Genomic DNA, 24,506 nt, shown 5'->3' with positions numbered 1-24,506 from the left:
GCGAAGGCCCACTCGGTCTGGAACCAGGGCTCTTCGGCTTGTTTGACCAGGAAGCCGATTTTGACTGCATCAGCGGCCAGGGCGAAGGAGCTGAGGCTGCTGAACGCCACGGCGGTAGCGAGAACACGTAAGGCTTTTTTCATGAACGGCACCTCTTGTTGTTATTGGAGAGCGGCAGGTTCTAGTCGTGGTACATCACAGACCGCCCGCCATCGATCATCAGGCAGGTGGCATTGATAAAAGGCGCTTCGTCGGTGGCCAGGAACAGCGCCGTCATCGCCACCTCGACCGGTTGGCCGATGCGCTTGGGCGGGTGCAGGTCGAAGGCGCGCTGGCGTTCGGCGTGGGGGTCGGGGAAACCGTTCCAGTAATCGACATTCAGCTGGGTTTCGATATAGCCCGGCGCAATCGCATTCACGCGGATGCCTTTGGGCGCGTATTCGATACCCAGAGCGCGGGTCAGGCCGAGTAGGCCATGTTTGGCCACCGGGTACGGAAAGCACCCGGGAATGATGTGGCTGGAATGGGTGGAGGCGATGTTGATGATATTGCCGATGCCCTGCTCGATCATGTGCGGCAACACCGTGCGACAGCCAAACCAGGCACCGTCGAGATCGATGGCGAAGCAGCGGCGCCAGTCTTCGTCGCTCATTTCCAGCGGGTCGCGGAACACATTGACCCCGGCGCAATTGACCAGCACATCCACACGTCCGAAGCGCTCGATGGCCAGGTTGACCAGCGCCTGCCACTGTTCCTTGGCGGTGATATCGATAGGGAGTGCATGGATCTGGGCGCCGCGTTCGCGCCAGTGAGCGGCAACGGCCTCGACCTTGTCGCCCAGGATATCGCCGATCACCAACTGCGCCTGCTGGGCTTGAAAGCACGCGACGATCGCCTCGCCAATGCCTTGAGCGGCACCGGTGATCACGACCACCTTGCCTTTGAGACGCTCGCCGTAAGTAGGCTCGGGCACCCTGGGCAACGACAACGGTTGTGCCTGCATCGCTTCACCTGTTTTATTTTTGGTAGTGAGTGCTGATGCCGCCGACTATAAACCTAGAACTTGAAACATCTCAATATATAAATTTACATCCCATATTGTGAGAACAGATGTAAAAAAACCGGCACATTCATGCCGGTTATTGATCAAGCCATGGACGACTTTCAGCCTCAACCCAAGGCAAAGTCACGCAACGCATCGCCTTCCATGCGGTACCGCACCCACTCTTCCTGCGGCTGTGCGCCAATGGATTTGTAGAAGGCAATCGCCGGCTCGTTCCAGTCCAACACGCTCCACTCAAAGCGCCCGCAGCCATTGTCGAACGCGATCTTGGCCAGGTGGCGCAACAACTTCTTGCCCGCCCCGCCGCCACGTTGTTCCGGGTTGATGTAGAGGTCTTCGAGGTACAGGCAGTTACTGCCAAGCCAGGTGGAGTAGCTGAAGAAGAACACTGCAAAACCGATGGGCACGCCGTCCCGCGAGCAAATCAGACCATGGGCGGTGGCGCCCTCGCTGAACAGGCTACGTTCGATGTCCACCACACTGGCGATCACTTCATGCCGGGCTTTTTCGTACTCCGCAAGCTCGGTGATAAAAGTCAGGATCTGCGCAGCGTCACTGGGCACGGCGGGACGAATCTCGATGGTCATGGGCGAGCCTTGGCAATGTCAAAGCCCACATACTAAGGCGCTTTGATGACTGATTGCAGCGCAATTTTATGGGCTACGAGGTGGCGTCGTTGTGGCCCGGTGCGCTGACACACAAATTTTTACAGGCAACTTGATACCGTTCGTCGCCATCGAGGCACGATCAATAAACGTCGGCTGACCAACAAAGGGTAAGGACATTAATCATAAGGAGACACCCTCATGAACCATTCCAAATGTGCTGCCCTCGCCCTCGCCGGTCTGCTGTCCGCGGTTTCCCTGAGCAGCTTCGCCGCGACCTCGTCCACCGGCCCGACCAACCCGGACGCCACCACCGAGTCGCAGAAGTCCATGGGCACTGGCCTGGACACCAATGGTGGCGCGGTGATCGATAACACCAACGCGGCCGACCCGCACACTCAAGGCCATGACACCCAGCGCCAGGCACCGGCTGCGGTAGGTAACGGCAAGATGGGCCCGTCGGTCGATGAGCCCAAGGTCAACAAAGGCGACGACTCGAACCTGCCGGGCGCGCCGAAACAAACTGCACCTTGATTCATCGCACGCGAGACGAACACCCGATCATTTTCCCATGAAGAGGTACGCATGAACGTCGATAAGAACCTTGAGAGAGAAGTCCTCACCCGCCTGTTGCACGCCCATCCCCATGGTTTGGGCAAGGAGGTACTGGACAACTACCGCGGCGAGAAAGTAGTCGCCAGTGCCTTGGCATTCCTTCAAGACCGTGGGCTTATCAAGGACGGTCACGTGACCACCGACGCTGCCGGTGAATATGCCTTGAACCTGCCGATCAAGCTGACCGCGTCGGGTGTCGATGAGGCGCGCAAGCTGGAAAGTGCCGACCCTCAGTAATTCATTTTGTCTGGTCTGGCCCTGGCGACAGGGCCAGTAGGAGTATCGCAATGCCTCTTGGAAGCAAAGCCAAATACACCGCCGCACAGAAGCGCAAAGCCTCCCGTATCGAACAGAGTTACGAGGACAAAGGCGTGCCCAAATCCGAAGCCGAAGCCCGTGCGTGGGCCACCGTCAACAAGCAGTCCGGCGGGGGCGAAAAGGCCGGCGGCTCGGGTCAGCGCAAGGCCCCGGCGAAGAAGGCCCAGGATCGTCATGACTCGGCCAAGCGGGCTGCCGCCAGCCGTGAAGGGCATCCGCGCAACAGCAGTGTGTCCTTAAGCACCCAGACCAAGGAAAGCCTGCTCAAGGAAGCCCGGGCGAAAGATATCCGCGGGCGTTCGAGCATGCGTAAAGATCAGTTGATCGAAGCGTTGAAGAAGGCAAGTTGACCCCTGCCTGACAACGGTGGGAGGACGTCCGCGTCCTGCCACCGTTGGTTGTCATGATTTGAGGAAGGCGTCGACTTCAGCACCGGTCGGCGCAGTGGCCGGGCCCCAGCGCGTCACCGCCAACGCCGCCGCCGCATTTGCACGGCGCGCCGATTCCACCGGTTCGAGGCCTTGGGCCAAACCGGCAATCATCACCCCCGCGTGCGCGTCCCCGGCGCCATTGCTATCCACCGCCTGCACCGTGAACCCCGGCACATGTTCGATCCGAGCCCCACGCCCCACCCAGCAGCCATTCGGACCATCGCGTACCACCAACAGCGTGTCAGCGGGTAAGTGGCGAGCGAGGTCGGTCAACGCCTGCGAAATATCCGCCGCCCCGGTGAATGCCAGCGCTTCTGGCCCGTTGCTGGTCCAGATATCGATGCGCGGCAGCAAGGCAAGCATCAGCGCCGAATTCGGCCCCTTGGCCAGCGGCCCCGGATCGAACACCACCGCGATGGACCGCGGTAAGGCCAGCAGCCAGTCGATCAGCGGCTGGGCCTTGCCTTCCAGCAGCAGGCTGTAGCCGCTGACATACACGTAGTCATCGGCGCATGGCACCACGCAGGCCAAATCTTCGGCGCTCAGTTCGCCCTCTGCCCCAAGGCGTGAAATAAAAGTGCGCTCCGTGGACGCCTCGGTCAGGGCCACGCATAGGCCTGTGTCCTTTCCACTGCTCGGTGCCAGGGCCATGTCGATGCCGTCCGCCTGCATCGCCGCTCGGGCAAGATCGCCGAAGCGCCCGGTGCCATGGCGCCCCAAGTACACCACCGGCATGCCGTTGCGTCGCGCGGCGGCCATCACATTGAAGCCGCCGCCGGTTTCGAAACTGGCCGATTGGGCCAGTACGTCGCCCCCCGTGGCAGGCAACGTATCGAGGGCCATGACCAGGTCGACGATGACCTGCCCCGTGTGCAGCAATCTAGACATGTGCGCCCTCGACCAGCGCCGGGCGTCGATCAGATGCACCACCCAGCACGGCGTAGATCCCACCCGCGACCAAGAACGTGACAATCCAACCCAGGCCGTTATGGCCCAGCCAGGAGTCGGACAACGGCCCGGCAAACCATATGTTGTCAGCGGTAGTGCCGATGGTGGTAAAGCTGAAACCCAGCACGATCGCCACGGCCCACGCGCCGAATGCGCGCCATTCCACGCCGCCGCGATACCAGTAGGCGCTGCTGGGGCTGACGTCCAGCAGATCCTGGGCGCTGTAGTAGTGACGGTGGATCAAGTCGACCACGAAAATGCCGACCCACGCGGTAATCGGCACCGCCAGCAGCGAAATGAAGGTAATAAACGGGCCGTAGAAACTGTCGGCAATCAGCATGAAGTAAATCGAACCGGCGAAGATCGCCACGATATCGACGATCACCGCATGTACGCGCTTGACCTTCAAACCGAGGGTCAGGGTGGTCAGCCCCGCCGAATACACCGACAGGTTATTCGACAGCAATAGCCCACCGAACGCCGTGATCAGGTACGGCACCGCCATCCAGGTGGGCAGCATGTCGCGGATCGCGATGATCGGGTCCGTGGCCGCCGCCAGGTCGTTATTGCCCACCGACAATAGGCCGCCCAGGGTGATCAACAGCACCAGCGGAATGCCCGCGCCAAAGGCGGCGGACGCCACCAGTCGCGCGGCCTTGACGCTGCGGTGCTGGTAACGCGACATATCGGCACCGGCGTTGGCCCAGCCGATACCGGTACCGGCCGCCATGGTGCCGATGCCGATGATCATCGCGCTCAGGGGTGCCGGCGTGGCATTGAACACGGCGTTCCAGTCGATGGTGGCGCAGAGAAAACCACCCACTAGGATATTCAGCGCGCCAAACACGTAAGTGGCCCATTTCTGGATCACCAACAACGTGGCATGGCCCAGGCCGGAGACCGCCAGGGTCAGCAGCACGAAAATGCCGATAAAGATCAGGGTCAGCACCGGCGCGCTTTTGGCCTCGACCGCCGAGCCGAACAGGATTGAGCACAGCGACAGCAGCACAAACGCAGCGGTAGTGGTGTTGACGGTTTCCCAGCCCAGGCGCGACATCAGCGAAACCAAAGTCGGACCGATATTACCGCGCACGCCGAAGATGGCGCGCGACAGCGTCAGGCTGGGTGCGCGGCCGCGTCGGCCGGCGATGGAGATGATGCCCACCACAGCAAAGGAACCGGCGGCGCCGAGCATCGCCACGATCACCGCCTGCCAGATCGCCAAGCCGCGAAACGCCACCAACGTGGCACCCAGCGGCAGGCCGAGGATGCTGATATTGGCGGCGAACCACACCCAGAACAGCTGCAGCGGATGGCCATTGCACTCCGCTTCGGGGACCGGTTCGATACCGCGTGTTTCCAATTGCCCGGCGTTTTGGCCGGCGGACGTGCTGCTCATGGTGTTGCTCCTGATGCCTGTATTTGTTGTGGTAATGGCAAATAGTTAAAGGGTTAACCCGTCATCCTGACTGTGTTCAGCAACGCACGTCGCAACGCGCGCTTAACGCAAGGCGAGAAGCCCCTGGACCAAGGGTTGCAAATCCAGCCCATTGACCCGTTTGATCTGCTCGATCATCGCTGGTGGCCAGCACTGCATGCCCAGACAAGCGCCAAGCATGGCGCCCAGCATCGCTGCGATGGTGTCGGTATCGCCGCCCAGGCTGGCGGCCAGGCACAACGCGTCCAGCGCCGTCAGCTCACCCACCGCCACCCGCTGCGCGAGGGCGAACGACACCACCACCGACTCCTGGGAGGCCACGGAGGTGCCGATCAACTCATACAACAGGTCAGCGAACAGCGCGGTATCGCCGCTGCCAACGCTCAAGGTGCGGGCCCAACTGATGCGCGTGGAAATCCGCCCACCCGCCACCCAATGACCATGGCTCTCGGTTTGTTGGGCAATCTGGGTGCCGATGCTTAACGCTTCGCCCAGATCCACGCCGTTGATACCGGCCGAAACCACCGCAGCCACCGCTGCCGCGCTGGAGATGCCCAGGGTCGTGTTGTGGGTGACTTGGCACGCCTGAATCACCGACTGGACAAATCGAACCGAGTCGTTGACATCGGCGGCAATGCCCACGGGGGTGATACGCATGGCCGCGCCGTTGGTGGTGCCATAACGCCCGGATTCCTCTGGAGTATGGCCGGCGAGGATCATGTCGATCGCGCGCTTGGTGGAGGGACCGAGCAAGTCCTGGGAGCCCTTGGCGCGCATGCTCGCTTCCCAGTCGATCAGGCGCTGGGCGAGGATCGCAGGCTCGATCGTGCCCTGGCCCTGCACCAGTAACTCGCCCACCAGAATCGCTTGCTCGGTGTCATCGGTGACCGAGCCGGCGGGCATGTTGGGGGCAATGGGTTGGTCGGCGTGGGCATCGACCAGCGCCGTGATCGCGCCGAAACGCGCGCGTACCTGCTCGCGGTTGAGCGACTGGGTCGGCATGCCGAGGGCATCGCCCAGGGCCAGGCCGTAAAAGGCGCCGAGGGCGCGATTATGCGGGGTCATTTGGCGGGTCCGAATTGCAGGTGCAGGCGAAAGTGCACAGGGTCAAGCACGCTTTCGACGTACTCCATAAAACGTCCGCGACGGTCGAAAGTGGTTCGCGACGCCTTCAAAAACACCGTGCCGACTGGGCGCCCCAGCAGCTCGGCGTCTTCGTCGCTCAATGGCTCGGCACCGATCCACTGGTCGCCATCAGCGCCGACATAGCCATAGGCCGCCAGGGTAATGGTCAGAGAATTGTCGATCAGGCCGACCCGGGGCAGGCTCTCAAGACTGCCAGAGGCGGGCATCAACGAGCGTTCCAGGGACACGGCAGTGCCATCGGTGGTCCGACGGCGACGGTCGAGGGCGATGAACTGATCGCTGCCGAAGCGGTTGAGCAAGTCCGGGCGGGTTACCGCTTCCAGGCGCAGGACGTCAGTGGTGATCAACGCCCCCGTATCGGCCAGGGCCTGCGCCCAGCCGCTGGCTTGATCGAGCACCATGCCGTCAAAGGTGACAATGGAGCCGACCCCGCTCTGGGTGGCGATGTAATTACGGCGCTTCAGCTCGGCCAGAGCCTCGCGCAAGGTGCCTCGGCTGACCCCGAACTCTTCGGCCAATTGGTGCTCGCCCGGCAGCAGGAAACCGTCGGCCATCATGCCACCTTCAATGCGGCGGATGAGTTCGTCGACGACGCGTTTTTTCTTATCGAATCGCACATGTCTAATCATGTACAAATTGATAACCGAAAGGCCCGGTGAGCGGCAAGCGAATTATGTCAGGGCTTGGTAATAAGCGGCCTCAGGGCTCCAGGCCAATCGGGAAAAACTCCCCGCCGCTCCACACACCCAGCCAATTTCGCCCGTTGATCGGACGACTCACCGCCAACTCGACCAATTGATAGAACACGTTGCGATGCACCAGGGCTTCGAGGTTAGCGCGCACGCGCAGATAAGGCGATGGCTCTTCGGTGACCGGGTCAATCACCACCCGTAGGGGATGTTCGAGCCCCGCCTCGATCTGCTCGTCGACGTTGGTGGTCAAGCGCAGCCGCTGACTTTCGCCCTCGCCTTCCACCTCCAATGTCACCGCAACGAACGGCGCGTCGTCGACCACGATCCCGACTTTTTCCACCGGGGTAACCAGGAAGTAATCATCGCCATCGCGGCGAATGATATTGGAGAACAATTTGACCATCGGCTTTCGCCCGATCGGCGTACCTTGGTAAAACCAGGTGCCGTCGCGGGCGATGCGCATGTCGATATTGCCGCAGAAATCCGGGTTCCACAGATGCACCGGTGCCGGGCCCTTGCCTTTAGGCAGTTGCGCCAACAGATCGTTGGCCTTGGCGGAATCGGTCATGGGTTCTCCCTTGTTTACGTGCCGGACCTACTGATCACTCATCCCCAGCAAGCCTCGTGCGTACTGCGCCAGGGGGCGGGCAATCAAGTCTTGTGGCTTGTTGTCGTGGAATGTCAGTAAACCGCCACGACTGCGAATACGTGCAGTATCAATCAAATATTGGGTGCTGGTCTCGATCAACATGATCTGGATAACGCCGCTGTCCAGGCCAACACGGTCGAGCGCCTCTTGATCGGCCCACTCATCGGCATTACCGATACGGTCGTCGGCCTTGGCGAAGCGGCAGTACAGCAGGTAATGAGCGCCCGCCGCACGGGCTTCGGCCATGGCTTGCTCAAGGCCTTCAGGTTGGCGGGCGCGACGCACCATGGGGAAATATTCGACGAAACCATTGAAGGCTTCCTCAGCCACCACGTTCGGACGCGGATAGGCACTGCCCGGCGGCACAAACGCGCCCTGGGCGATAAAAATAAAGGAATCCGGCTGCACACGAATCGACGCCGTGCGGCGAGTGTCGCTGTGATCCAGCAACCCGGCGTCACTCATCTGATAGCGGGTGCCTTCGGCCATATCGCTGACGGTCATGCAACCACTCAGCGTCAACGACGCCAGCAACAAAACCAGACTACGCATCCTATTCCTCCAGAAGCCGGTGACGGAAAACCGGCGAATGGGCACGAGATGCAGAATCTGGGCCAGGGGAGGCGCGCGCATGCGGCATTAGCCGCCGATGATTTTCATGATGGTTGCGCCGCCGGAGAACGCCACTTCCTGCTTATCACCCAGGGCTTTCATCAACAAACCCTGCAAGGCCGGCAGCGCCTGATGACGGGGCTTGTCGAGCAAGTCGCCGACATAGTGGCGGTTGCTCGACGACAGGCAGCCATGCAACCAACCGGTGGACGACAGCCGCAACCGCGAGCAAGTACGGCAGAACGGCACGCTTTCGTTGGCGATCACGCCGAAATGGCCTTTGCCCGGCACTTCATAGCGCACCGCCGTGGCGTCCACTGGGGCATTGGCTTGCAAGTATTCGTAGCGTTCGCCGATCAGGCTCAACAGTTGTTGCAGGCTGACGAACTGCTGCAGAAAGGCGTTGGAATCCCTGGCCAGGTGGCCCATGCGCATCAACTCGATAAAGCGCAACTCGTAGCCGCGCTCCAAACAGTAATCAAGCAGCGGCATCACCTGATCCAGGTTCTGGCCGCGCAATGGCACCATATTGACCTTAATCTTGAGCCCGGCGGCGCGAGCCTGATCCATGCCATCGAGCACGGTGGCCAGGTCGCCGCCACGGGCAATGCTGCGGAACGCGCCGGCGTCCAGGGTATCGAGGGAGACGTTGATACGACGGATGCCGGCATCCACCAGCAGCGGCAATTTGCGAGCGAGCAGTTGGCCATTGGTGGTCAGGCTGATATCGCCCAGCCCCAACTGGCCCACGGCACCGAGGAAAGCTTCCAGCTTGGGACTGACCAGCGGCTCACCGCCAGTGATGCGCAAACGCTCGATGCCGGCCGCTTCAATCAGGTACGCAACGCCACGGGCCATGGCCTCGGCCGAGAGTTCGTCCTGGGCAGCCACCAGCCGCTTGCCATCAGGCACGCAGTAGGTACACGCGTAATTGCAGGCTGAGGTCAGGCTGATCCGCAAATTGCGAAAACGCCTGCCTTGACGATCAACGATCATGGATCACTCCGGCAGAGGATAATTCGGGCGCACTGAAAGCTGACCTATAAATCAGCTTTTAGCAAGATCCTTGCCTGAGTATATTCCTGGGTTACTGCGCCTGGCAGCTAATCTTGACTGGCGGGCGTGGCTTCAAGCGCCGGTTCGGAACTGTGCTTGCGCTTGTTGCCCATACGCACACCGATATCCATCAGGAACTGGAAAAACCCTTCCTGATCTTCCAGCACATTGCTCCAGAACGGCGAGTGATACAGCGCCACGGCGCCGTGCACCAACGCCCAGGCGGCGCAATAGTGGAAATACGGCGGTACATCCTCCAGCTTGCCTTCGCTGATACGGCCTTTGATCAGGAGGGTCAGGCGTTCGAAGTTCGAGGCGCGGATCTTGTGCAACTCCTCAACCATTTCCGGTACCTGATGGCCTTTGACCACCTTCTCTTCCAGACGGTCGAAGAGGCGGTAGCGCTGGGGGTCACGCATACGGAATTCGAAGTAGGCGCGGGACAGGGCTTCCTTGTCCTTGTCCACGTCGGCCGAATGCAGCAACTCGTTCAAATCGCGCTCGTAGTCGAGCATCAGGCGCAGGTAGATCTCGGCCTTGGACTTGAAATGTTTGTAGATGGTGCCTTTGCCGATACCCACGGCATCCGCAATCATCTCGACGGTGACGCTGTCTTCACCTTGTTCGAGGAACAACTTGAGCGCGGTGTCGAGAATTTCCTGCTCTCGGCGGCGAAACTCACGGACCTTACGGGGTTCTTTGTGCATGAGGAAGAGGTCTGCAGAGGTCGGTAGAGGGAGGGCCATGCAAGGCCACGGATACGTGGCGATACGATTTAGCCGATGCGAGGGATTATCCCGACTGAACGGTCGTTGGGCAACGCCTATGTGAACCCACTCTGCACTTTAATGACAGCATGCCAACGAATCAGCGGTTATCAGTCAGAAATAATACGCAACACGCACCCATGACCATGGCGTCGATGAGAACTCAACTGAAGCGCACGTATTCCAAATCTGTTTAAAAAACGATCAGGGGCGACTGGACTGAATCGGATACTGATCAATACTTCAACTGTCGGCGTGACATCTCCCCCAAGTGAAACGCCGATCTGGGTACCGACGGACTGCGTGCCCTTGTTTACTCCTAATGGTCTTAGCCCGGATTCACCCCCCAGAACCCGGGTTTTTTTTGCCTGGGATTTGTTCCCTCAAGCGGCGACATGAGCCAACGGGAACAGGCGTTTGAAGTTCTCGGTGGTCTGCTCGGCGAACCGCTCGTAGGGCACGCCGCGCAGCATCGCCAGGTAATCCGCCACATCGCGTACGTACTCCGGCAGGTTCGGCTTACCGCGATGGGGGATAGGGGCCAGATACGGCGAGTCGGTTTCCACCAGCAGACGGTCGGCCGGTACTTGTCGCGCCACGTCGCGCAGGGCATCGGCATTGCGGAACGTGACAATCCCCGACAAGGAGATATAGAAACCCAGGTCCAGGGCGGCCTTGGCCATGTCCCAGTCCTCGGTGAAGCAATGCAGCACACCGGCCTGGGGCAAGGCGGCTTCGCGCAGCAGCGTCAATGTGTCGGCACGGGCGCCACGGGTATGGACGATCACCGGTTTACCGGTCTGCTGGGCGGCTTGCAGGTGCAAACGGAAGGACGCCTGCTGCAACTCGGCGGCTTCGGGCTCGTAGTGGTAATCCAGGCCGGTCTCGCCAATGGCCACCACGCGTGGATGATTGAGCTCTGTCAGCAGCCAATCGAGCGCTGGCGCTTCACCAGGCTTGAGGTCCAGCGGGTGGATACCCACCGAACAATCCACATCGGCGTAGCGCTCGGCGAGGGCTTTGACATCAGCGGCGTTTTCGGCGCTGACGCCGATGCACAGGAAATGCCCTACCCCGCGCTGGCGCGCGGCTTCAAGCGCAGCGTCAAGGGACCCGGCATGCTGGGCGAGGTCAAGGCGGTCAAGGTGGCAATGGGAATCTACGAGCATAAGAAGGTACGACTTAAGTCACGGTAAATGTCTGACCAACGATACACCCGTCGGCCATCGAAGGATCAACGGCGCCCGAGCAGGCCAACCCATTGCACCAGCAGCGCTTCAAGCAGCAGCACACGGTTGAGGTTGGCTTTGCCGAGGACTTTCTGGCGCTGGGCAAGGATCCAGTCTTGGATAGTCAGCACCTTGGCCTGGGGGCTTTTCTGCGCGAGGTATTGCACCACTTTGCGCATATCCGGCAGACCCAGGCCGGCTTCGTCCTGGGTCAGTTGGTAGCGCAGGATCAGACTGGACCAGTCGCAGAACCAGTCGAACAACAGCAGCAGAGGGATATCCTTCCAGGCCGTCTCGGCCAACTGAGTGGCGGACAGCTCCTGCTTGAGCAGTTTCTTCACTCCATCGACCACCAGGGCCCGCTGCTCACGCACGCCTTGGGCCTGCAGCTTGACGGCCGCCAGTGGCGAGCCGGCCGCCAGGGTCAGCAACTCCACGCGCTCCTCAGCGGAGCAATCCGGCAGGGCCTGCGCCAGCCATTGCACACTCATCGCCTCGCTTGGCAGAGGGCAAGCCTGCTGCACGCAGCGGCTGCGAATGGTGGGCAACAAGCGGCTGGACTGGTGACTCACCAACAACAGAACAGTGTCGCCGGAAGGCTCTTCGAGGCTTTTAAGCAGGGCATTGGCAGCATTGATGTTCATCGCCTCCACCGGCTCGATCAGCACCACTTTGCGCCCGCCCATCTGCGCGGTCTGCACCACGAAGCTGACCAGATCGCGCACTTGGTCGACCTTGATCGCCTTGTCGGCCTCCTCCGGTTCGAGCAGGTAGTTATCCGGATGACTGCCCGCCTTGAGCAACAAGCAGGATTTGCACTCGCCGCAAGCCTCCAGATTGACCGGCCGTTGGCACAACAGACTGGCCATCAAGCGCTCGGCCAGATGGCGCTTACCGATGCCCGCCGGCCCATGCAGCAAATAGGCATGGGCATGCTGGGCACGTCCGGCCAACTGCTGCCAAAGGCTGTCTTGCCACGGATAGGCTTCAGCCACGGGCGCGCTCCAGCAGCGCGGGCAACAGCGCATCGATGGCCTGTTGCACATTGGCCAACGGTTGCGCCGCATCCAGCAGGTGATAGCGCGCAGGTTCGGCCTTGGCGCGCGCGAGGAAAGCGCGACGCACGGCGTCGAAGAACACCTGGCCTTCCAGCTCGAAACGGTCCAGACGGCCACGGGCACTGGCGCGCGCCATGCCCACTTCCACCGGCAGATCGAACAACAGGGTCAGGTCCGGGCGCAGGCTGCCCTGTACAAAGGTTTCCAGCGTGGCTATGCGCTCCAGGGGTAAGCCGCGACCACCGCCCTGGTAGGCGTAGGTCGAATCGGTGAAACGATCGCAGATCACCACGGCGCCGCGGGCCAGGGCCGGACGGATCACTTCGGCAAGATGCTGGGCGCGGGCGGCGAATACCAGCAGCAGCTCGGTGTCCGGATTCATCTGTTCTTCGCCCGGGGCCAACAGCACTTCACGGATGCGTTCGGCCAGAGGCGTACCGCCAGGCTCACGGGTCAACACCACCTCGATCCCTTCGGTGCGCAAGCGCTCGGCCAAGTAGTCGCGGTTGGTACTTTTGCCGGCGCCTTCCGGGCCTTCCAGGGTAATAAACAAGCCAGTCACAGGCGGTCCTTAGTCAGAGTCATTGCGGGCTTTGCGGCGCGGCGGTGTCCGGCACCGCCTCGGCCGGAGGTGCCGCCTCTTCCGGCGGCTTCACCACCGGTGCCGGGCTGGAGCGGTAATCGGCCCGACGCTTGAGCTGAAACTCGCGCACGGCCGCATTATGCGCATCCAGATCATCCGAGAAAATATGGCTGCCATCGCCACGCGCGACAAAATACAGGCTACTGCCCGGTGCGGGGTTCAACGCCGCATGGATCGCCTCACGGCCGACCATGGCGATCGGTGTCGGCGGCAACCCGGCCACCATGTAAGTGTTGTAGGGGTTGGCTTCCTTGAGATGGGCGCGGGTCAATTTGCCGTTGTAGCGCTCGCCCAGGCCGTAGATCACCGTGGGATCGGTCTGCAGCAACATGCCGATCTTCAAGCGGCGCACAAACACACCGGCAATCTGACCGCGCTCCTCCGGTACGCCGGTTTCCTTCTCCACCAAAGACGCCATGATCAGCGCCTGGTAAGGATCGGTGTAGGGCGCATCAGCGGCGCGCTTACTCCACTCCTGAGCCAGGACATCGTCCAAGCGGTTATAGGCTTTTTTCAGGAATTCGACGTCAGTCATGCCCCGCACAAAGCGGTAGGTATCGGGAAAGAATCGCCCTTCGGGGAATACACCAGGATGACCGAGCTTATCCATGACTTCGCTGTCGGTCAGGCCCGCCAAGGTCTGTACGATCTTTTCGTGCTTGGCCAACGCCGCCCGCACCTGACGAAAGTTCCAGCCTTCCACCAACGTGAGGCTGTATTGCACCACTTCGCCACGCTGCCACAAACCGATCAGCCCCTGGGCAGTCATGCCGGGGGTCATGCGATATTCACCGCTATGCAGCGGTTGGCCGTCCAGGTTGAAGCGCCAGTACAAGCGCAACCAAAAGGCGTCGTCGAGCACACCGTCGGCTTCGAGGCGATTGAAGGTACCGGTGGGGGTTGCCCCGGCCGGTACATCAAGCAATTGCTCCTGGGTCAGCTTCAAGGGCTGCTTGAGGGCAGAGTCGAGTTTCCAGGCAGAAAAGCCCAACAGCAGACCGGCGGAAAACAGACCGATCAGCAGCAGTACAACCAGTTTTCGTATCAACTCAAATATCCAATAGGGCGCGAACAATGCCCTGCAGTTTACGGGTGAGCGGGCCAACCGACCAGCTCATCGCCGCGCACTCACGCACCGGCCAAATGCCATAAACGCTGTTGCAGACGAAGACTTCGTCCGCCTGCCGTAACTGCTCGACATTGATGTCGGCCACGGCCACCGGGATGCCCAGCGCTTCGGCCTGAGCCAGAATCTCGGCACGCATGACGCCAGCAACCCCGCAACGCTTCAGATCGGCGGTTAGTAACAAACCGTTGCTTACGATAAATAAATTACTGAACACGCCTTCGATGACACGTTCGGACATATCCAGCATCAAGCCTTCGGCATGCTCGGAGTCCTGCCATTCGGCACGGGCAATCACTTGTTCCAGCCGGTTCAGGTGTTTGAGACCGGCCAATAGCGGTTGCTCGGCCAGACGAGTAGCACACGAAAACAAACGAATGCCGTCGATTCCATGGGCCAGGGGATAGGAGGCGGGCGGGCTGCCCTGCACAATGCGACGCACCGCTGCGTCAGGGTTCATGCCGTAACCGCGCAGGCTGTCGCCACGGGTGAGAATCAACTTGAGAACGCCTTCGCCGAGGCCGGCGGCGTAGGCCAGCACTTCATTGCGTACAAGGCGGTGGTCGACCTTTAAAGCGAGGCGCCGGCAACCCTCTTCCAGGCGCTGCAGATGTCGGTCGAGCAGCACGGGCCGCCCGGCCTTGACGGCAATGGTCTCGAATAGACCATCGCCGTATGCCAGGCCCCGGTCTTTCAGGGGCACGGTGTCCGCTGGCTGACCGTCGACCCAGCAGTGCATCACTCGGCGAACCGGCGGAACACCAGGGAGCCGTTGGTGCCACCAAAGCCAAACGAGTTGGAGATGGCGACATCGATCGGCATCGGCTGGGCTTCGTGAGGCACGAAGTTCAGGTCGCAGCCTTCGTCCGGCTCATCCAGGTTGATGGTCGGCGGTGCGACCTGATCCTTGATGGCCATCACGCTGAAGATCGCCTCAACCGCGCCCGCCGCACCCAAGAGGTGACCGGTCATGGACTTGGTGGAGCTGACCGCCAGCTTGTAGGCGTGCTCGCCGAACACCGACTTGATGGCCTCGGCTTCCGCCAGGTCGCCGGTCGGGGTCGAGGTACCATGAGCGTTGATGTACTGCACCTGGTCGGCATTGACCTTTGCATCACGCAACGCATTGGTGATGCAGCGCGCGGCGCCAGCACCATCGGACGGTGGCGAAGTCATGTGGTAGGCGTCGCCACTCATGCCAAAGCCAATCAGTTCGGCATAGATGGTGGCACCACGCGCCTTGGCGTGTTCCAGCTCTTCCAATACCAAGGCACCGGCACCGTCGGACAGCACGAAGCCATCACGGCCCTTGTCCCAGGGACGACTGGCGCGGGTCGGCTCATCGTTGCGGGTCGACAGCGCACGAGAGGCACCGAAGCCACCCATGCCAAGGCCGCAGGCGGCCATTTCGGCGCCGCCGGCAATCATCACGTCCGCCTCGTCATAGGCAATGTTGCGCGCCGCCATGCCGATGCAGTGGGTGCCCGTGGTGCAGGCCGTGGCAATTGCGTAGTTGGGTCCCTGTGCGCCCAGGTGGATGGACAGGAAGCCGGAAATCATATTGATGATCGAGCCTGGCACGAAGAACGGCGAAATCCGACGTGGGCCCGTCTCATGCAGCGTGCGGCTGGTTTCTTCGATATTGGTCAAACCGCCAATGCCCGAACCCATGGCTACGCCGATACGCTCACGGTTGGCGTCAGTGACTTCCAAGCCAGCATTACGCACTGCCTGAAAACCAGCGGCCAAACCGTATTGAATGAACAGGTCGAGTTTGCGGGACTCTTTGATCGAGAGATATTCCTCGACGTTGAACCCCTTTACCGAGCCGCCAAAACGGGTGGAATAGGCAGAAAGGTCCGTGTGTTCGATCAGACCAATACCACTGCGGCCAGCCAGAATGCCCTGCCAACTGCTCGGCACATCTGTACCCAGTGGCGACAACATACCCATACCGGTGACTACGACGCGTCTACGCGACACAGCACTCTCCTTTTTCTTGATGACGACACTTTGCTTCAGCGCTCACTTTTCATTGGAGCTAAAGAAAAAACCGCACGCCGTTACAGCAGTGCGGTTTTTCCCTGACAGCAAGCGACGACTACAAACTATTACGCCTGGTGGGCAGTAACGTAGTCGATAGCAGCTTGAACAGTAGTGATTTTTTCAGCTTCTTCGTCCGGGATTTCGGTCTCGAATTCCTCTTCCAGAGCCATCACCAGCTCAACGGTGTCAAGGGAGTCGGCACCCAGGTCTTCAACGAAGGAAGCGCTGTTGGTCACTTCTTCTTCTTTAACACCCAGTTGCTCGGCAACGATTTTCTTGACGCGCTCTTCGATGGTGCTCATACCTTGTTTTCACTCCTAATGGACAAATTCAGGCAGCTGGCCAGTGGGTAAGTGTATAGAAAGCCTTTTCAGCTTTTCAACTGAAAGCTTCACCCTGTACCCCGAACGACCCTCTGCCTATAAATTAAGTTGCAGCTTTATAACGGATTTTAGACAGCTCGTATGACATTTTTTTGAAGCGATCCGTCACAATTTAACTCATGTACATCCCGCCGTTCACCGGGATTGTAGCCCCAGTCACGTATGCCGCACCGTCAGATGCCAGGAAAGTGACCACATTCGCGATCTCTTGAGCCTGGCCCAGACGGCCCAGCGGAATCTGCGTCAGCAAGGCTTCACGCTGTGCTTCCGGCAGTTCGCGTGTCATATCGGTGTCGATGAACCCTGGGGCTACCGAGTTGACCGTAATCGAGCGCGAACCGACTTCACGCGCCAGTGCGCGGCTGAAACCTTCCAGGCCGGCCTTGGCGGCTGCGTAGTTTACTTGGCCTGCGTTGCCCATGGCACCCACTACGGAACCAATATTGATAATTCGGCCCCAGCGCGCCTTGGTCATGCCGCGCAAAACGCCCTTGGACAGGCGGAACAGACTGTTCAAGTTGGTATCGACCACGTCGTACCACTCGTCGTCTTTCATGCGCATCATCAGGTTGTCGCGGGTGATACCGGCGTTGTTTACCAGGATCGACGGCGCACCGAACTGTGCAGTGATCTCGGCCAGTACAGCAGCCACGGACTCATCATTGGTCACGTTCAGTTCAAGGCCAGTGCCCTGAACGCCGTTTTCCTTCAGGGTCGCGGCAATACGCTCGGCGCCCGAAGCGGAAGTGGCGGTGCCGATCACGACGGCGCCCTGACGGCCCAGTTCCAGGGCGATCGCCTGACCAATGCCACGGCTTGCGCCGGTAACCAGTGCAACTTTACCTTGCAGACTCATGCAGGCTTCTCCTAAGTTCGGAATTCAGGGTTCAGGCCAGTGCCGCGCGAGCGGCAGCGAAGGCATCCGGGGTATTGAGGTTGGATGTCGAGACGCCATCGGCGCAGCGCTTGTTCAGGCCAGCCAGGACCTTGCCCGGACCGCACTCAACCAGCTCGGTGGCGCCGTTGGCGGCCAGGGTCTGAACCGACTCAACCCAACGCACCGGCTTGTAGAGCTGCTCCAGCAGGTCGCGCTTGAGGGTGTCGAGGTCGGCCACTACCGCTGCGCTGACGTTCTGTACCAACGGGATCTGCGGCGCCTGCCAGTTGATCGCAGCGATGGACTCGGCAAAACGCTCGGCCGCCGGACGCATCAGCTCGCAATGGGACGGCACGCTCACCGGCAACGGCAGCGCACGCTTGGCACCACGCGCCTTGCAACCCTCAATGGCGCGCTCGACGGCGGCCTTGGCACCGGCAATCACCACCTGGCCAGGGGAGTTGAAGTTGACAGCGCTGACCACTTCGCCCTGAGCGGCTTCGGCGCAGGCTTCGATCACCACCGCGTCGTCCAGACCCAGGATAGCGGCCATGCCGCCCTGCCCGGCCGGAACGGCCTCTTGCATCAACTGGCCACGACGCTCGACCAGCTTGACCGCTTCACCGAGGGTCAGGCTGCCCGCCGCCACCAGCGCGCTGTATTCGCCCAGACTGTGACCGGCGACGAATGCGGGACGCGCGCCGCCCTCTGACAGCCACAAGCGCCACAGGGCAACCGAGGCAGTCAGAATCGCCGGTTGGGTTTTATCGGTTTGATTGAGTTGCTCTTCCGGCCCCTGTTGGGTCAGTGCCCACAGGTCGTAACCCAAGGCATCGGAAGCTTCCTTGAAAGTGTCCAGGATCAACGGGTATTGCGCGCCCAGCTCGGCCAACATGCCGAGGGACTGCGAACCCTGCCCTGGAAAGACGAATGCGAGGGATGTAGACATGTAACAAGCCCCTAATGATCTGGTCGTCGGAAAATGATCGCTCCTACGGTGGGAGCGCACGAAACTGACAGATTGGATGGTCAATTGAACTGGTCGGTCACATTTAAGCATTCCTGGACCAATTCGCCTAAGGCAACAGATCCCCGAGACGGCCGTGCAGGCGTTGCGGCAGGTTTTCCTGGATCTCGATCACCGCGCGGGCAATCGCACTCTGAAAACCTTCCACCCCCGCCGAACCGTGACTTTTCACCACAATGCCTTGCAAGCCCAGAAAACTCGCACCGTTATGCCGCGCCGGCGCCAGATCAGCCTGCAGGCGACGCATCAATGGCAGCGCCAAAGCGCCCACCAGACGCGAGACCAGGCTCTGTCTGAACAACGACTCGATGCGTGTGGCAATCATAGTCGCCAGCCCTTCGCTGGATTTAAGCAGGATGTTACCCACAAAGCCGTCGCACACCACCACGTCCGCTTCGCCCCGGTACAAACCGTCACCTTCGACGAAACCGATGTAATTCAAGCCCCGCGCTTGTTGCAACAAGGCCGCGGCGAGCTTGACCTGCTGGTTGCCCTTGATGTCTTCGGTGCCGATGTTCAACAGCGCCACGCGCGGGCGGGCCACTCCCAGGGCCTCCGCCGCCACCGAGCCCATCACAGAGAACTGGAACAAGTGCTCAGCAGTGCAATCCACATTTGCCCCGAGGTCCAGCAACTGGCAATAGCCTGTTTGCGTGGGAATCGCCGCCACCATGGCAGGCCGGTCGATCCCAGGCAAAGTCTTGAGCACATGCCGCGACAACGCCATCAAGGCCCCGGTATTGCCGGCGCTGACACAGGCCTGCACCTTGCCGTCGCGCAACAATTCCAGGGCCACCCGCATCGAAGAGTCAGGTTTACCGCGCAGGGCCGCCGCCGGTTTTTCATCCATCGTGATGGTTTCGCTGGCCGGCACAATGCTCAGGCGCGCGCGATCCACCGCCGGATGGCTGGCAATCAGTTCTTCAAGAAGGGAGGGTTGACCGACAAGGGTCAGGTGCAGCGAGGGTGTTGCAGACAGGCTGGCAACGCAGGCCTGAACAATGCTGCGGGGACCGAAGTCCCCGCCCATTGCGTCAATCGCGATGACGAGAGCAGACAAGTGATTACTCGTCAGCGCCCTTGTCGATCACTTTACGGCCACGGTATACGCCTTCTGGCGATACGTGGTGACGCAGGTGAACTTCACCAGTGGTCTTTTCCACGGACAGAGTGCTTGCCTCGAGAGCGTCGTGCGAACGGCGCATGTCACGAGCGGAGCGGGATTTTTTGTTCTGCTGAACAGCCATAATTGATTAACTCCTAAACGTTTGGGTCACGCTTTAACTGCGCCAATACACTGAACGGGTTGGACCGCGTTACCTCGTCCTCGCTCGGTTCGGGCTCGTCATCGAGGCCCGCCGGCTGCTGGCATTCTTCCGGATGATGAGCAGGCACAATGGGCAAGGCGAGCAGAAGCTCCTCCTCGATCAGTGCATGCAGATCCAAAGGATCTTCGCCCAGTTCCAGCACGTCATAACCTTTCGGCAACGACTGGGTATTCGCACCCTCCTTCACCACGGCGTAACTGCATTCGCTGTGGATCGGCAGGGTGACCAGCTCAAGACAACGCTGGCAAACCATTTTGACTTCGGTGTCGATAAAGCTGTGAATTACCACAGATTTACGTTCATCTCGTTCAAAAACGAATTTGGCCTGCACCGTACCGACAGTGTCGGAAAGCGGGTCGCAGAGTCTCTCCAAATCGGCCAGCAGCACTTCACCTTGAAGGGAGGTGCCACGATCAGCCAATTTGCGCGGGTCAACGTGAGGTGGAATCGGGTCATTCAACATAGGCGCAGCATTATAGGGATGCACCCGGCCATGTCAAAGGAAATTCAGCCCTGTGCGTCAGCCGGTCACCCCGCTAGAATCCCGGCCTGCCCTGAGGAGTCGCCCATGCTGCCTTTATTACTCGCATCCAGCTCGGTTTATCGCCAGCAATTGTTGAACCGCCTGCACCTACCCTTCATCTGCAGCTCTCCGGATATCGATGAAAGCCATCGTCCAAATGAGCTGGCGGTGGAGCTGGTCAAACGCCTGGCCGAAGAGAAGGCCCGAGCGTTGGTTGCCAGCTATCCGGGGCATTTGATTATCGGTTCGGACCAGGTGGCCGCGCTCGACGGCCGGATCATCGGCAAGCCGCATACATTCGAGAACGCCCGCGAGCAGTTGCTGGCGGCAAGCGGCAAGCGTGTCAGCTTTCTTACCGGACTGGCATTGCTCAACAGCGAAACCGGCCACTGCCAAGTCGACTGCGTGCCTTTTACCGTGCATATGCGCGAGCTGGACATTGAGCGCATCGAGCGCTACCTGCGCATCGAGCAACCATTTGACTGCGCGGGCAGCTTCAAAGCTGAAGGCTTGGGCGTGAGCCTGTTCCAGAGCACCGAGGGGCCGGATGCCACCAGCCTCGTCGGTTTACCCCTGATTCGACTGGTGGACATGCTGCTCAACGAAGGCGTGCAGGTCCCTTAAGAACACCGCAAAACCCATTGTGAGAGGGAGCTTTCTCCCGACAGTATTGGATCAGCCAATCTGTCTGTAGCACCACAGCAATCAGGGGCAGGCCCTTCCCCTCCCACATCTTGGCTATGTCAGCCTGACTATCTCAACGCAACGTCGGACCTTGAAAGCCCATATAGAGCGCCAGTTTTTCAGCCACGCTGGCGCCGAGCTTCTTGGAGAACCGATCGAACGGCGACTCTTCAACAGTGAAGTCCACCAGTTCTTTCTCACCAATCACATCCCGCGCCACCGAACTGGCACTGCCCAAGCCGTCGATCAAGCCCAACGGCAACGCCTGCTCGCCGGACCAGACCAGGCCGGAAAACAACTCAGGGTGCTCCTTGTCCTTCAGACGATCGCCTCGGCCCTGCTTGACGCTGGCAATGAACTGGCGATGAGTGGTATCAAGCACGCTCTGCCAGAACTGCGTTTCATCGGGCTTCTGCGGCTGAAACGGGTCAAGAAACGCTTTGTGCTCACCCGAGGTGTAGGTACGGCGCTCCACGCCAAGCTTCTCCATGGTACCGACAAACCCGTAACCGGCCGCCGTCACGCCTATGGAGCCCACTAGACTGGCCTTGTCGGCGTAAATCTGGTCAGCCGCGCTGGCAATGTAGTAGGCACCGGAGGCGCCAAGATCAGAGATCACCGCGTACAGCTTGATGTCCGGATGCAGAGCGCGCAGACGACGAATCTCGTCATACACATAGCCCGACTGCACAGGACTGCCGCCCGGGCTGTTGATGCGCAGGATCACGCCCTTGACCTTGGTGTCTTCGAACGCGGCGCGCAGACTGCTGACAATATTGTCTGCACTGGCAGGCTCTTTATCGGCAATCACCCCACGCACTTCGATCAGCGCGGTGTAGTTGGCACTACGGGTCGCGCTTTTCTCCATATCCATTAATGGACTGAACAGCGCCAGCATGATCAACAAGTAAGTGAAGGTCAGCAGCTTGAAGAAAATCCCCCAGCGCCGCGAGCGACGCTGCTCCTGCACACTGGCCAGCAGGGTTTTCTCCAGCAGTTTCCAGCTTTTGTCGTCGCTGCTTTCAGCCTTTTCGGGCGCTTTCCACTCGTCACTCATGCCATAAACCCCAGCAAAGACTTATTGAGCCCGATTGAGCCAGGCGTGCAATTCAGAAAAATGATCGATCGTGACCCTGGGCTCGTACTGCTGCAACGCCTCGGGCGACTGCGCGCCGTAACTGACGGCCACACTGTCCATACCCGCATTGCGCGCCATCATCAGGTCAAAGGACGCATCCCCCACCATCAACGCCTCACGCGGGGAAACAGCGCAATGGGCCAGAATCTCCTCCAACATCAGAGGGTGAGGCTTGCTGGCGGTTTCATCGGCTGCGCGGGTGATATCGAAATAATCTTCAAAACCGTGGGCCTTGAGTACCCGATCCAAACCGCGACGGGCCTTGCCGGTGGCGACAGCCAAGTGGTAGCCATCGGCACGGAACGCCTCCAGGGATTGGCGCACACCCTCGAACAGAGGCGAAGGTTCGGCCTCCAGCGCAATGTAGTGATCGGCGTAGTGCTCACGGAATGCGAGCAACTCTTGATCGGCGATCTGCGGATACAAGGTACGAATCGCCTCAGGCAAGCCCAGGCCGATGATGCCTTTGACCGCCCGGTCGCTGCACAGCTCGAACCCCGAGCGGGTCGAGGCCATGTGCATCGATTCGACGATGCGACCAATGGAGTTGGCCAGGGTCCCATCCCAATCGAAAATCAGCAGTTTGTAGTCACGGTGCGACACTCAAACGCTCCACGGTCTTGGCCCACATCTCATCAACCGGCGCCTGCAGCTTGAGCTCACCGCCATCGGGCAGCGGCACGGTCAGCATATAGGCGTGAAGGAACAGGCGTTTACCGCCCAGATCGCGAATTTCCTTGGAAAAATCTTCATCGCCATACTTGGTGTCACCGGCAATGCAGTGACCAGCGTGCAGGGTGTGCACGCGGATCTGGTGGGTACGCCCGGTAACGGGTTTGGCCTCCACCAGCGTGGCGAAGTCGCCGAAGCGGCGCAGTACCTTGAACAGAGTCAGCGCCTCTTTGCCCTCCTCGTCCACCTCCACCATGCGCTCGCCGGAGCGCAAGTTGCTCTTCTGCAACGGCGCACGAACGCTCTTGATCGAACTGGCCCAGTGGCCCCGCACCAGCGCCATGTAGCGCTTATCCACGCCATCGCCGCGCAGAGCGGTATGCAGATGACGCAGCATGCTGCGTTTTTTGGCGATCATCAGCAGGCCAGAGGTGTCGCGGTCCAGACGGTGCACCAATTCCAACTCCTTGGCATCCGGGCGCAACTGACGAAAGGCTTCGATCACGCCGAAATTCAGGCCGCTGCCGCCGTGCACCGCAATGCCGCAGGGCTTGTTGATCACGATCAGCTTGTTGTCTTCGAAGACTATCGATGCTTCCAAGCGCTGAAGCAGGCCTTGTGCCAGCGGCACCGGCTCGTCGCGCTCAGGCACCCGAACCGGCGGCACACGGACGATATCGCCCGCCTGCAATTTATACTCGGGCTTGATCCGCCCCTTGTTCACGCGCACTTCGCCTTTACGCAAGATGCGGTAAATCAAGGTCTTGGGCACGCCTTTGAGCCTGGCCAGGAGAAAATTGTCGATGCGTTGGCCGGCATATTCCGGCGAGACCTCAAGCAGCTGAACGCTGGGGGTCGGGGGGGCGGTAGTCGTCATGGCGGCGATGATAACAATTTTTTATGGAATTGAAGCACTTAATCATTACTGCTATAGTCGCGAACGCCGCCAAAAGCGGCCTGGCCAGAGGACTTGCGGCAAACTGCCGGCCCTGACCATCGCAATTCATCAGGACGCGAGGCCGTCCTACGGGGCGTTTGCCACCCTGGAAAGCTCAAAGTTGTAACAAGCGCAGGTGACATGAGGCCTGAAGCGAGTGCCAAAAGCAGAGTGAATACTCGCGTTTGGCGCCGATATTTACGGCCAGTTCACAAAGTGCAGTCAGTTTTGAGCCAGACCATGGCGAATGCTTCGGAAACAACGCCTGTTAAGAGCTGAGTGAGAGCGCAGTCGTTTTCATTCAGGCCTGTTTAGCCATGAGCGTGGACTCCCCATTGGAGAACACGGTAAATGCCAACCCGCTGCGGATTCTGCGCGCGGCAGCACCCGAATTATCAGGGATACGTGTAGGGTGGAGATGCACAACCGTCGGACCGTGTAGCACTAGGCTTATATTTAGACGCTTCATCTCGTCCACAGTCGCCGGTTGATTCC

Annotated in this window: 29 protein-coding genes and 1 pseudogene; 4 read left to right on the top strand and 26 right to left on the bottom strand. The window is 60.2% G+C overall.

From position 1 onward, the window contains the following. The 3 genes and pseudogenes from YA0848_RS23675 to YA0848_RS23665 form a co-directional block, all read right to left on the bottom strand. Positions 1-143 (bottom strand): annotated as a pseudogene (locus YA0848_RS23675) (arabinose ABC transporter substrate-binding protein); the annotation flags it as partial. 38 nt (positions 144-181) lie between these two features. Beyond that, a complete protein-coding gene (locus YA0848_RS23670) occupies positions 182-1,003 on the bottom strand; it encodes an SDR family oxidoreductase (RefSeq protein WP_034099873.1) in 822 nt (273 codons plus the stop codon). Positions 1,004-1,170: 167 nt separating this feature from the next. After that, positions 1,171-1,650 (bottom strand): GNAT family N-acetyltransferase, encoded by a 480-nt coding sequence (locus tag YA0848_RS23665; protein ID WP_034099874.1) that lies wholly within the window; start codon positions 1,648-1,650, stop codon positions 1,171-1,173. Positions 1,651-1,869: 219 nt separating this feature from the next. Here YA0848_RS23665 and YA0848_RS23660 point away from each other — a divergent pair, with 219 nt between their 5' ends. The 3 genes from YA0848_RS23660 to YA0848_RS23650 are packed head-to-tail and all read left to right on the top strand — an operon-like array spanning position 1,870 to position 2,951. Beyond that, positions 1,870-2,202, top strand: coding sequence for a hypothetical protein (locus YA0848_RS23660; protein ID WP_034114857.1), 333 nt, complete (start codon positions 1,870-1,872; stop codon positions 2,200-2,202). Positions 2,203-2,253: 51 nt separating this feature from the next. Further along, positions 2,254-2,520: a hypothetical protein gene (locus YA0848_RS23655; protein ID WP_034114858.1), complete on the top strand. Its 267-nt coding sequence runs from the start codon at positions 2,254-2,256 to the stop codon at positions 2,518-2,520. A 50-nt stretch (positions 2,521-2,570) separates the two neighbouring features. After that, on the top strand, positions 2,571-2,951 hold the full coding sequence (locus tag YA0848_RS23650; protein ID WP_169903833.1) for a termination factor Rho: 381 nt from the start codon (positions 2,571-2,573) through the stop codon (positions 2,949-2,951). 51 nt (positions 2,952-3,002) lie between these two features. Here YA0848_RS23650 and YA0848_RS23645 read toward each other — a convergent pair whose 3' ends face one another. The 20 genes from YA0848_RS23645 to YA0848_RS23550 all read right to left on the bottom strand — a co-directional run bounded on the left by YA0848_RS23645 (position 3,003) and on the right by YA0848_RS23550 (position 20,520). Further along, complete coding sequence (locus tag YA0848_RS23645; protein WP_047882803.1) at positions 3,003-3,920, bottom strand: PfkB family carbohydrate kinase; 918 nt, start codon at positions 3,918-3,920, stop codon at positions 3,003-3,005. Further along, positions 3,913-5,379, bottom strand: coding sequence for a purine-cytosine permease family protein (locus YA0848_RS23640; RefSeq protein ID WP_047882804.1), 1,467 nt, complete (start codon positions 5,377-5,379; stop codon positions 3,913-3,915). Before YA0848_RS23640 ends, YA0848_RS23645 begins: the two co-directional genes overlap by 8 nt. A gap of 102 nt (positions 5,380-5,481) precedes the next feature. Continuing rightward, on the bottom strand, positions 5,482-6,483 hold the full coding sequence (locus tag YA0848_RS23635; protein WP_047882805.1) for an ADP-ribosylglycohydrolase family protein: 1,002 nt from the start codon (positions 6,481-6,483) through the stop codon (positions 5,482-5,484). Beyond that, positions 6,480-7,193, bottom strand: coding sequence for a GntR family transcriptional regulator (locus YA0848_RS23630; protein WP_184316513.1), 714 nt, complete (start codon positions 7,191-7,193; stop codon positions 6,480-6,482). Before YA0848_RS23630 ends, YA0848_RS23635 begins: the two co-directional genes overlap by 4 nt. A gap of 70 nt (positions 7,194-7,263) precedes the next feature. Then, positions 7,264-7,824, bottom strand: a complete 561-nt coding sequence (locus YA0848_RS23625; RefSeq protein WP_034099882.1) for a DUF1285 domain-containing protein — start codon at positions 7,822-7,824, stop codon at positions 7,264-7,266. A 27-nt stretch (positions 7,825-7,851) separates the two neighbouring features. After that, positions 7,852-8,457 (bottom strand): DUF4823 domain-containing protein, encoded by a 606-nt coding sequence (locus YA0848_RS23620; RefSeq protein WP_025854156.1) that lies wholly within the window; start codon positions 8,455-8,457, stop codon positions 7,852-7,854. 87 nt (positions 8,458-8,544) lie between these two features. After that, positions 8,545-9,513: a GTP 3',8-cyclase MoaA gene (locus tag YA0848_RS23615; protein WP_034099883.1), complete on the bottom strand. Its 969-nt coding sequence runs from the start codon at positions 9,511-9,513 to the stop codon at positions 8,545-8,547. A 107-nt stretch (positions 9,514-9,620) separates the two neighbouring features. Then, positions 9,621-10,280, bottom strand: a complete 660-nt coding sequence (locus YA0848_RS23610; RefSeq protein WP_034099884.1) for a TetR/AcrR family transcriptional regulator — start codon at positions 10,278-10,280, stop codon at positions 9,621-9,623. Positions 10,281-10,723: 443 nt separating this feature from the next. Continuing rightward, positions 10,724-11,509, bottom strand: coding sequence for a TatD family hydrolase (locus YA0848_RS23605; protein WP_034099885.1), 786 nt, complete (start codon positions 11,507-11,509; stop codon positions 10,724-10,726). A 65-nt stretch (positions 11,510-11,574) separates the two neighbouring features. Next, positions 11,575-12,564, bottom strand: a complete 990-nt coding sequence (locus tag YA0848_RS23600) for a DNA polymerase III subunit delta' (RefSeq protein WP_034099886.1) — start codon at positions 12,562-12,564, stop codon at positions 11,575-11,577. Continuing rightward, on the bottom strand, positions 12,557-13,189 hold the full coding sequence (tmk, locus tag YA0848_RS23595) for a dTMP kinase (RefSeq protein ID WP_034114864.1): 633 nt from the start codon (positions 13,187-13,189) through the stop codon (positions 12,557-12,559). The genes YA0848_RS23600 and tmk overlap by 8 nt, the downstream gene beginning before the upstream one ends. A gap of 19 nt (positions 13,190-13,208) precedes the next feature. Further along, positions 13,209-14,318 carry an endolytic transglycosylase MltG gene (mltG, locus tag YA0848_RS23590; RefSeq protein WP_034099888.1) on the bottom strand — a complete coding sequence of 370 codons (1,110 nt, stop codon included), beginning with the start codon at positions 14,316-14,318 and terminating at the stop codon, positions 13,209-13,211. A gap of 1 nt (position 14,319) precedes the next feature. Continuing rightward, positions 14,320-15,135 carry an aminodeoxychorismate lyase gene (gene pabC / locus YA0848_RS23585; protein WP_169903835.1) on the bottom strand — a complete coding sequence of 272 codons (816 nt, stop codon included), beginning with the start codon at positions 15,133-15,135 and terminating at the stop codon, positions 14,320-14,322. After that, a complete protein-coding gene (gene fabF, locus YA0848_RS23580) occupies positions 15,135-16,379 on the bottom strand; it encodes a beta-ketoacyl-ACP synthase II (protein ID WP_034099890.1) in 1,245 nt (414 codons plus the stop codon). The genes pabC and fabF overlap by 1 nt, the downstream gene beginning before the upstream one ends. Before the next feature lie 128 nt (positions 16,380-16,507). Then, complete coding sequence (gene acpP, locus YA0848_RS23575; protein ID WP_016973676.1) at positions 16,508-16,744, bottom strand: acyl carrier protein; 237 nt, start codon at positions 16,742-16,744, stop codon at positions 16,508-16,510. Between the two features lie 193 nt (positions 16,745-16,937). Continuing rightward, positions 16,938-17,681, bottom strand: coding sequence for a 3-oxoacyl-ACP reductase FabG (gene fabG / locus YA0848_RS23570; protein WP_034099891.1), 744 nt, complete (start codon positions 17,679-17,681; stop codon positions 16,938-16,940). 31 nt (positions 17,682-17,712) lie between these two features. Further along, on the bottom strand, positions 17,713-18,651 hold the full coding sequence (gene fabD / locus YA0848_RS23565; protein WP_047882809.1) for an ACP S-malonyltransferase: 939 nt from the start codon (positions 18,649-18,651) through the stop codon (positions 17,713-17,715). 127 nt (positions 18,652-18,778) lie between these two features. Continuing rightward, positions 18,779-19,789: a phosphate acyltransferase PlsX gene (gene plsX / locus YA0848_RS23560; protein ID WP_082136201.1), complete on the bottom strand. Its 1,011-nt coding sequence runs from the start codon at positions 19,787-19,789 to the stop codon at positions 18,779-18,781. A gap of 4 nt (positions 19,790-19,793) precedes the next feature. After that, entirely contained in the window at positions 19,794-19,976 is a 183-nt protein-coding gene (gene rpmF, locus YA0848_RS23555; RefSeq protein ID WP_003179396.1) for a 50S ribosomal protein L32, read from the bottom strand. Positions 19,977-19,989: 13 nt separating this feature from the next. Continuing rightward, on the bottom strand, positions 19,990-20,520 hold the full coding sequence (locus tag YA0848_RS23550) for a YceD family protein (protein WP_034099894.1): 531 nt from the start codon (positions 20,518-20,520) through the stop codon (positions 19,990-19,992). Between the two features lie 105 nt (positions 20,521-20,625). Here YA0848_RS23550 and YA0848_RS23545 point away from each other — a divergent pair, with 105 nt between their 5' ends. Beyond that, positions 20,626-21,204 carry a Maf family protein gene (locus YA0848_RS23545; RefSeq protein ID WP_169903831.1) on the top strand — a complete coding sequence of 193 codons (579 nt, stop codon included), beginning with the start codon at positions 20,626-20,628 and terminating at the stop codon, positions 21,202-21,204. Positions 21,205-21,337: 133 nt separating this feature from the next. Here YA0848_RS23545 and YA0848_RS23540 read toward each other — a convergent pair whose 3' ends face one another. From YA0848_RS23540 to rluC, 3 genes are read right to left on the bottom strand one after another with little or no spacing between them, the layout of a single operon-like run. Beyond that, a complete protein-coding gene (locus YA0848_RS23540; protein WP_034099896.1) occupies positions 21,338-22,321 on the bottom strand; it encodes a S49 family peptidase in 984 nt (327 codons plus the stop codon). A gap of 21 nt (positions 22,322-22,342) precedes the next feature. Beyond that, complete coding sequence (locus tag YA0848_RS23535; RefSeq protein ID WP_034099897.1) at positions 22,343-23,005, bottom strand: HAD-IA family hydrolase; 663 nt, start codon at positions 23,003-23,005, stop codon at positions 22,343-22,345. Beyond that, the gene (gene rluC, locus YA0848_RS23530) at positions 22,992-23,951 is read right to left on the bottom strand and encodes a 23S rRNA pseudouridine(955/2504/2580) synthase RluC (RefSeq protein ID WP_034114867.1); all 960 of its coding nucleotides are present in this window, start codon (positions 23,949-23,951) and stop codon (positions 22,992-22,994) included. Before rluC ends, YA0848_RS23535 begins: the two co-directional genes overlap by 14 nt. Positions 23,952-24,506 lie beyond the last annotated feature (555 nt).

The organism is Pseudomonas sp. S4_EA_1b (assembly GCF_016307435.1).
Lineage (GTDB): Bacteria > Pseudomonadota > Gammaproteobacteria > Pseudomonadales > Pseudomonadaceae > Aquipseudomonas > Aquipseudomonas rhodesiae.
This window is presented reverse-complemented; position numbering and strand designations above follow the sequence as displayed.

Excerpts from the sequence above, each read along its gene's own strand:
- YA0848_RS23670 (WP_034099873.1), bottom strand. The coding sequence starts at position 1,003 with ATGCAGGCACAACCGTTGTCGTTGCCCAGGGTGCCCGAGCCTACTTAC.
- YA0848_RS23665 (WP_034099874.1), bottom strand. The coding sequence starts at position 1,650 with ATGACCATCGAGATTCGTCCCGCCGTGCCCAGTGACGCTGCGCAGATC.
- YA0848_RS23660 (WP_034114857.1), top strand. The coding sequence starts at position 1,870 with ATGAACCATTCCAAATGTGCTGCCCTCGCCCTCGCCGGTCTGCTGTCC.
- YA0848_RS23655 (WP_034114858.1), top strand. The coding sequence starts at position 2,254 with ATGAACGTCGATAAGAACCTTGAGAGAGAAGTCCTCACCCGCCTGTTG.
- YA0848_RS23650 (WP_169903833.1), top strand. The coding sequence starts at position 2,571 with ATGCCTCTTGGAAGCAAAGCCAAATACACCGCCGCACAGAAGCGCAAA.
- YA0848_RS23645 (WP_047882803.1), bottom strand. The coding sequence starts at position 3,920 with ATGTCTAGATTGCTGCACACGGGGCAGGTCATCGTCGACCTGGTCATG.
- YA0848_RS23640 (WP_047882804.1), bottom strand. The coding sequence starts at position 5,379 with ATGAGCAGCACGTCCGCCGGCCAAAACGCCGGGCAATTGGAAACACGC.
- YA0848_RS23635 (WP_047882805.1), bottom strand. The coding sequence starts at position 6,483 with ATGACCCCGCATAATCGCGCCCTCGGCGCCTTTTACGGCCTGGCCCTG.
- YA0848_RS23630 (WP_184316513.1), bottom strand. The coding sequence starts at position 7,193 with ATGATTAGACATGTGCGATTCGATAAGAAAAAACGCGTCGTCGACGAA.
- YA0848_RS23625 (WP_034099882.1), bottom strand. The coding sequence starts at position 7,824 with ATGACCGATTCCGCCAAGGCCAACGATCTGTTGGCGCAACTGCCTAAA.
- YA0848_RS23620 (WP_025854156.1), bottom strand. The coding sequence starts at position 8,457 with ATGCGTAGTCTGGTTTTGTTGCTGGCGTCGTTGACGCTGAGTGGTTGC.
- YA0848_RS23615 (WP_034099883.1), bottom strand. The coding sequence starts at position 9,513 with ATGATCGTTGATCGTCAAGGCAGGCGTTTTCGCAATTTGCGGATCAGC.
- YA0848_RS23610 (WP_034099884.1), bottom strand. The coding sequence starts at position 10,280 with ATGCACAAAGAACCCCGTAAGGTCCGTGAGTTTCGCCGCCGAGAGCAG.
- YA0848_RS23605 (WP_034099885.1), bottom strand. The coding sequence starts at position 11,509 with ATGCTCGTAGATTCCCATTGCCACCTTGACCGCCTTGACCTCGCCCAG.
- pabC (WP_169903835.1), bottom strand. The coding sequence starts at position 15,135 with ATGCACTGCTGGGTCGACGGTCAGCCAGCGGACACCGTGCCCCTGAAA.
- acpP (WP_016973676.1), bottom strand. The coding sequence starts at position 16,744 with ATGAGCACCATCGAAGAGCGCGTCAAGAAAATCGTTGCCGAGCAACTG.
- fabG (WP_034099891.1), bottom strand. The coding sequence starts at position 17,681 with ATGAGTCTGCAAGGTAAAGTTGCACTGGTTACCGGCGCAAGCCGTGGC.
- fabD (WP_047882809.1), bottom strand. The coding sequence starts at position 18,651 with ATGTCTACATCCCTCGCATTCGTCTTTCCAGGGCAGGGTTCGCAGTCC.
- rpmF (WP_003179396.1), bottom strand. The coding sequence starts at position 19,976 with ATGGCTGTTCAGCAGAACAAAAAATCCCGCTCCGCTCGTGACATGCGC.
- YA0848_RS23550 (WP_034099894.1), bottom strand. The coding sequence starts at position 20,520 with ATGTTGAATGACCCGATTCCACCTCACGTTGACCCGCGCAAATTGGCT.
- YA0848_RS23545 (WP_169903831.1), top strand. The coding sequence starts at position 20,626 with ATGCTGCCTTTATTACTCGCATCCAGCTCGGTTTATCGCCAGCAATTG.
- YA0848_RS23540 (WP_034099896.1), bottom strand. The coding sequence starts at position 22,321 with ATGAGTGACGAGTGGAAAGCGCCCGAAAAGGCTGAAAGCAGCGACGAC.
- rluC (WP_034114867.1), bottom strand. The coding sequence starts at position 23,951 with ATGACGACTACCGCCCCCCCGACCCCCAGCGTTCAGCTGCTTGAGGTC.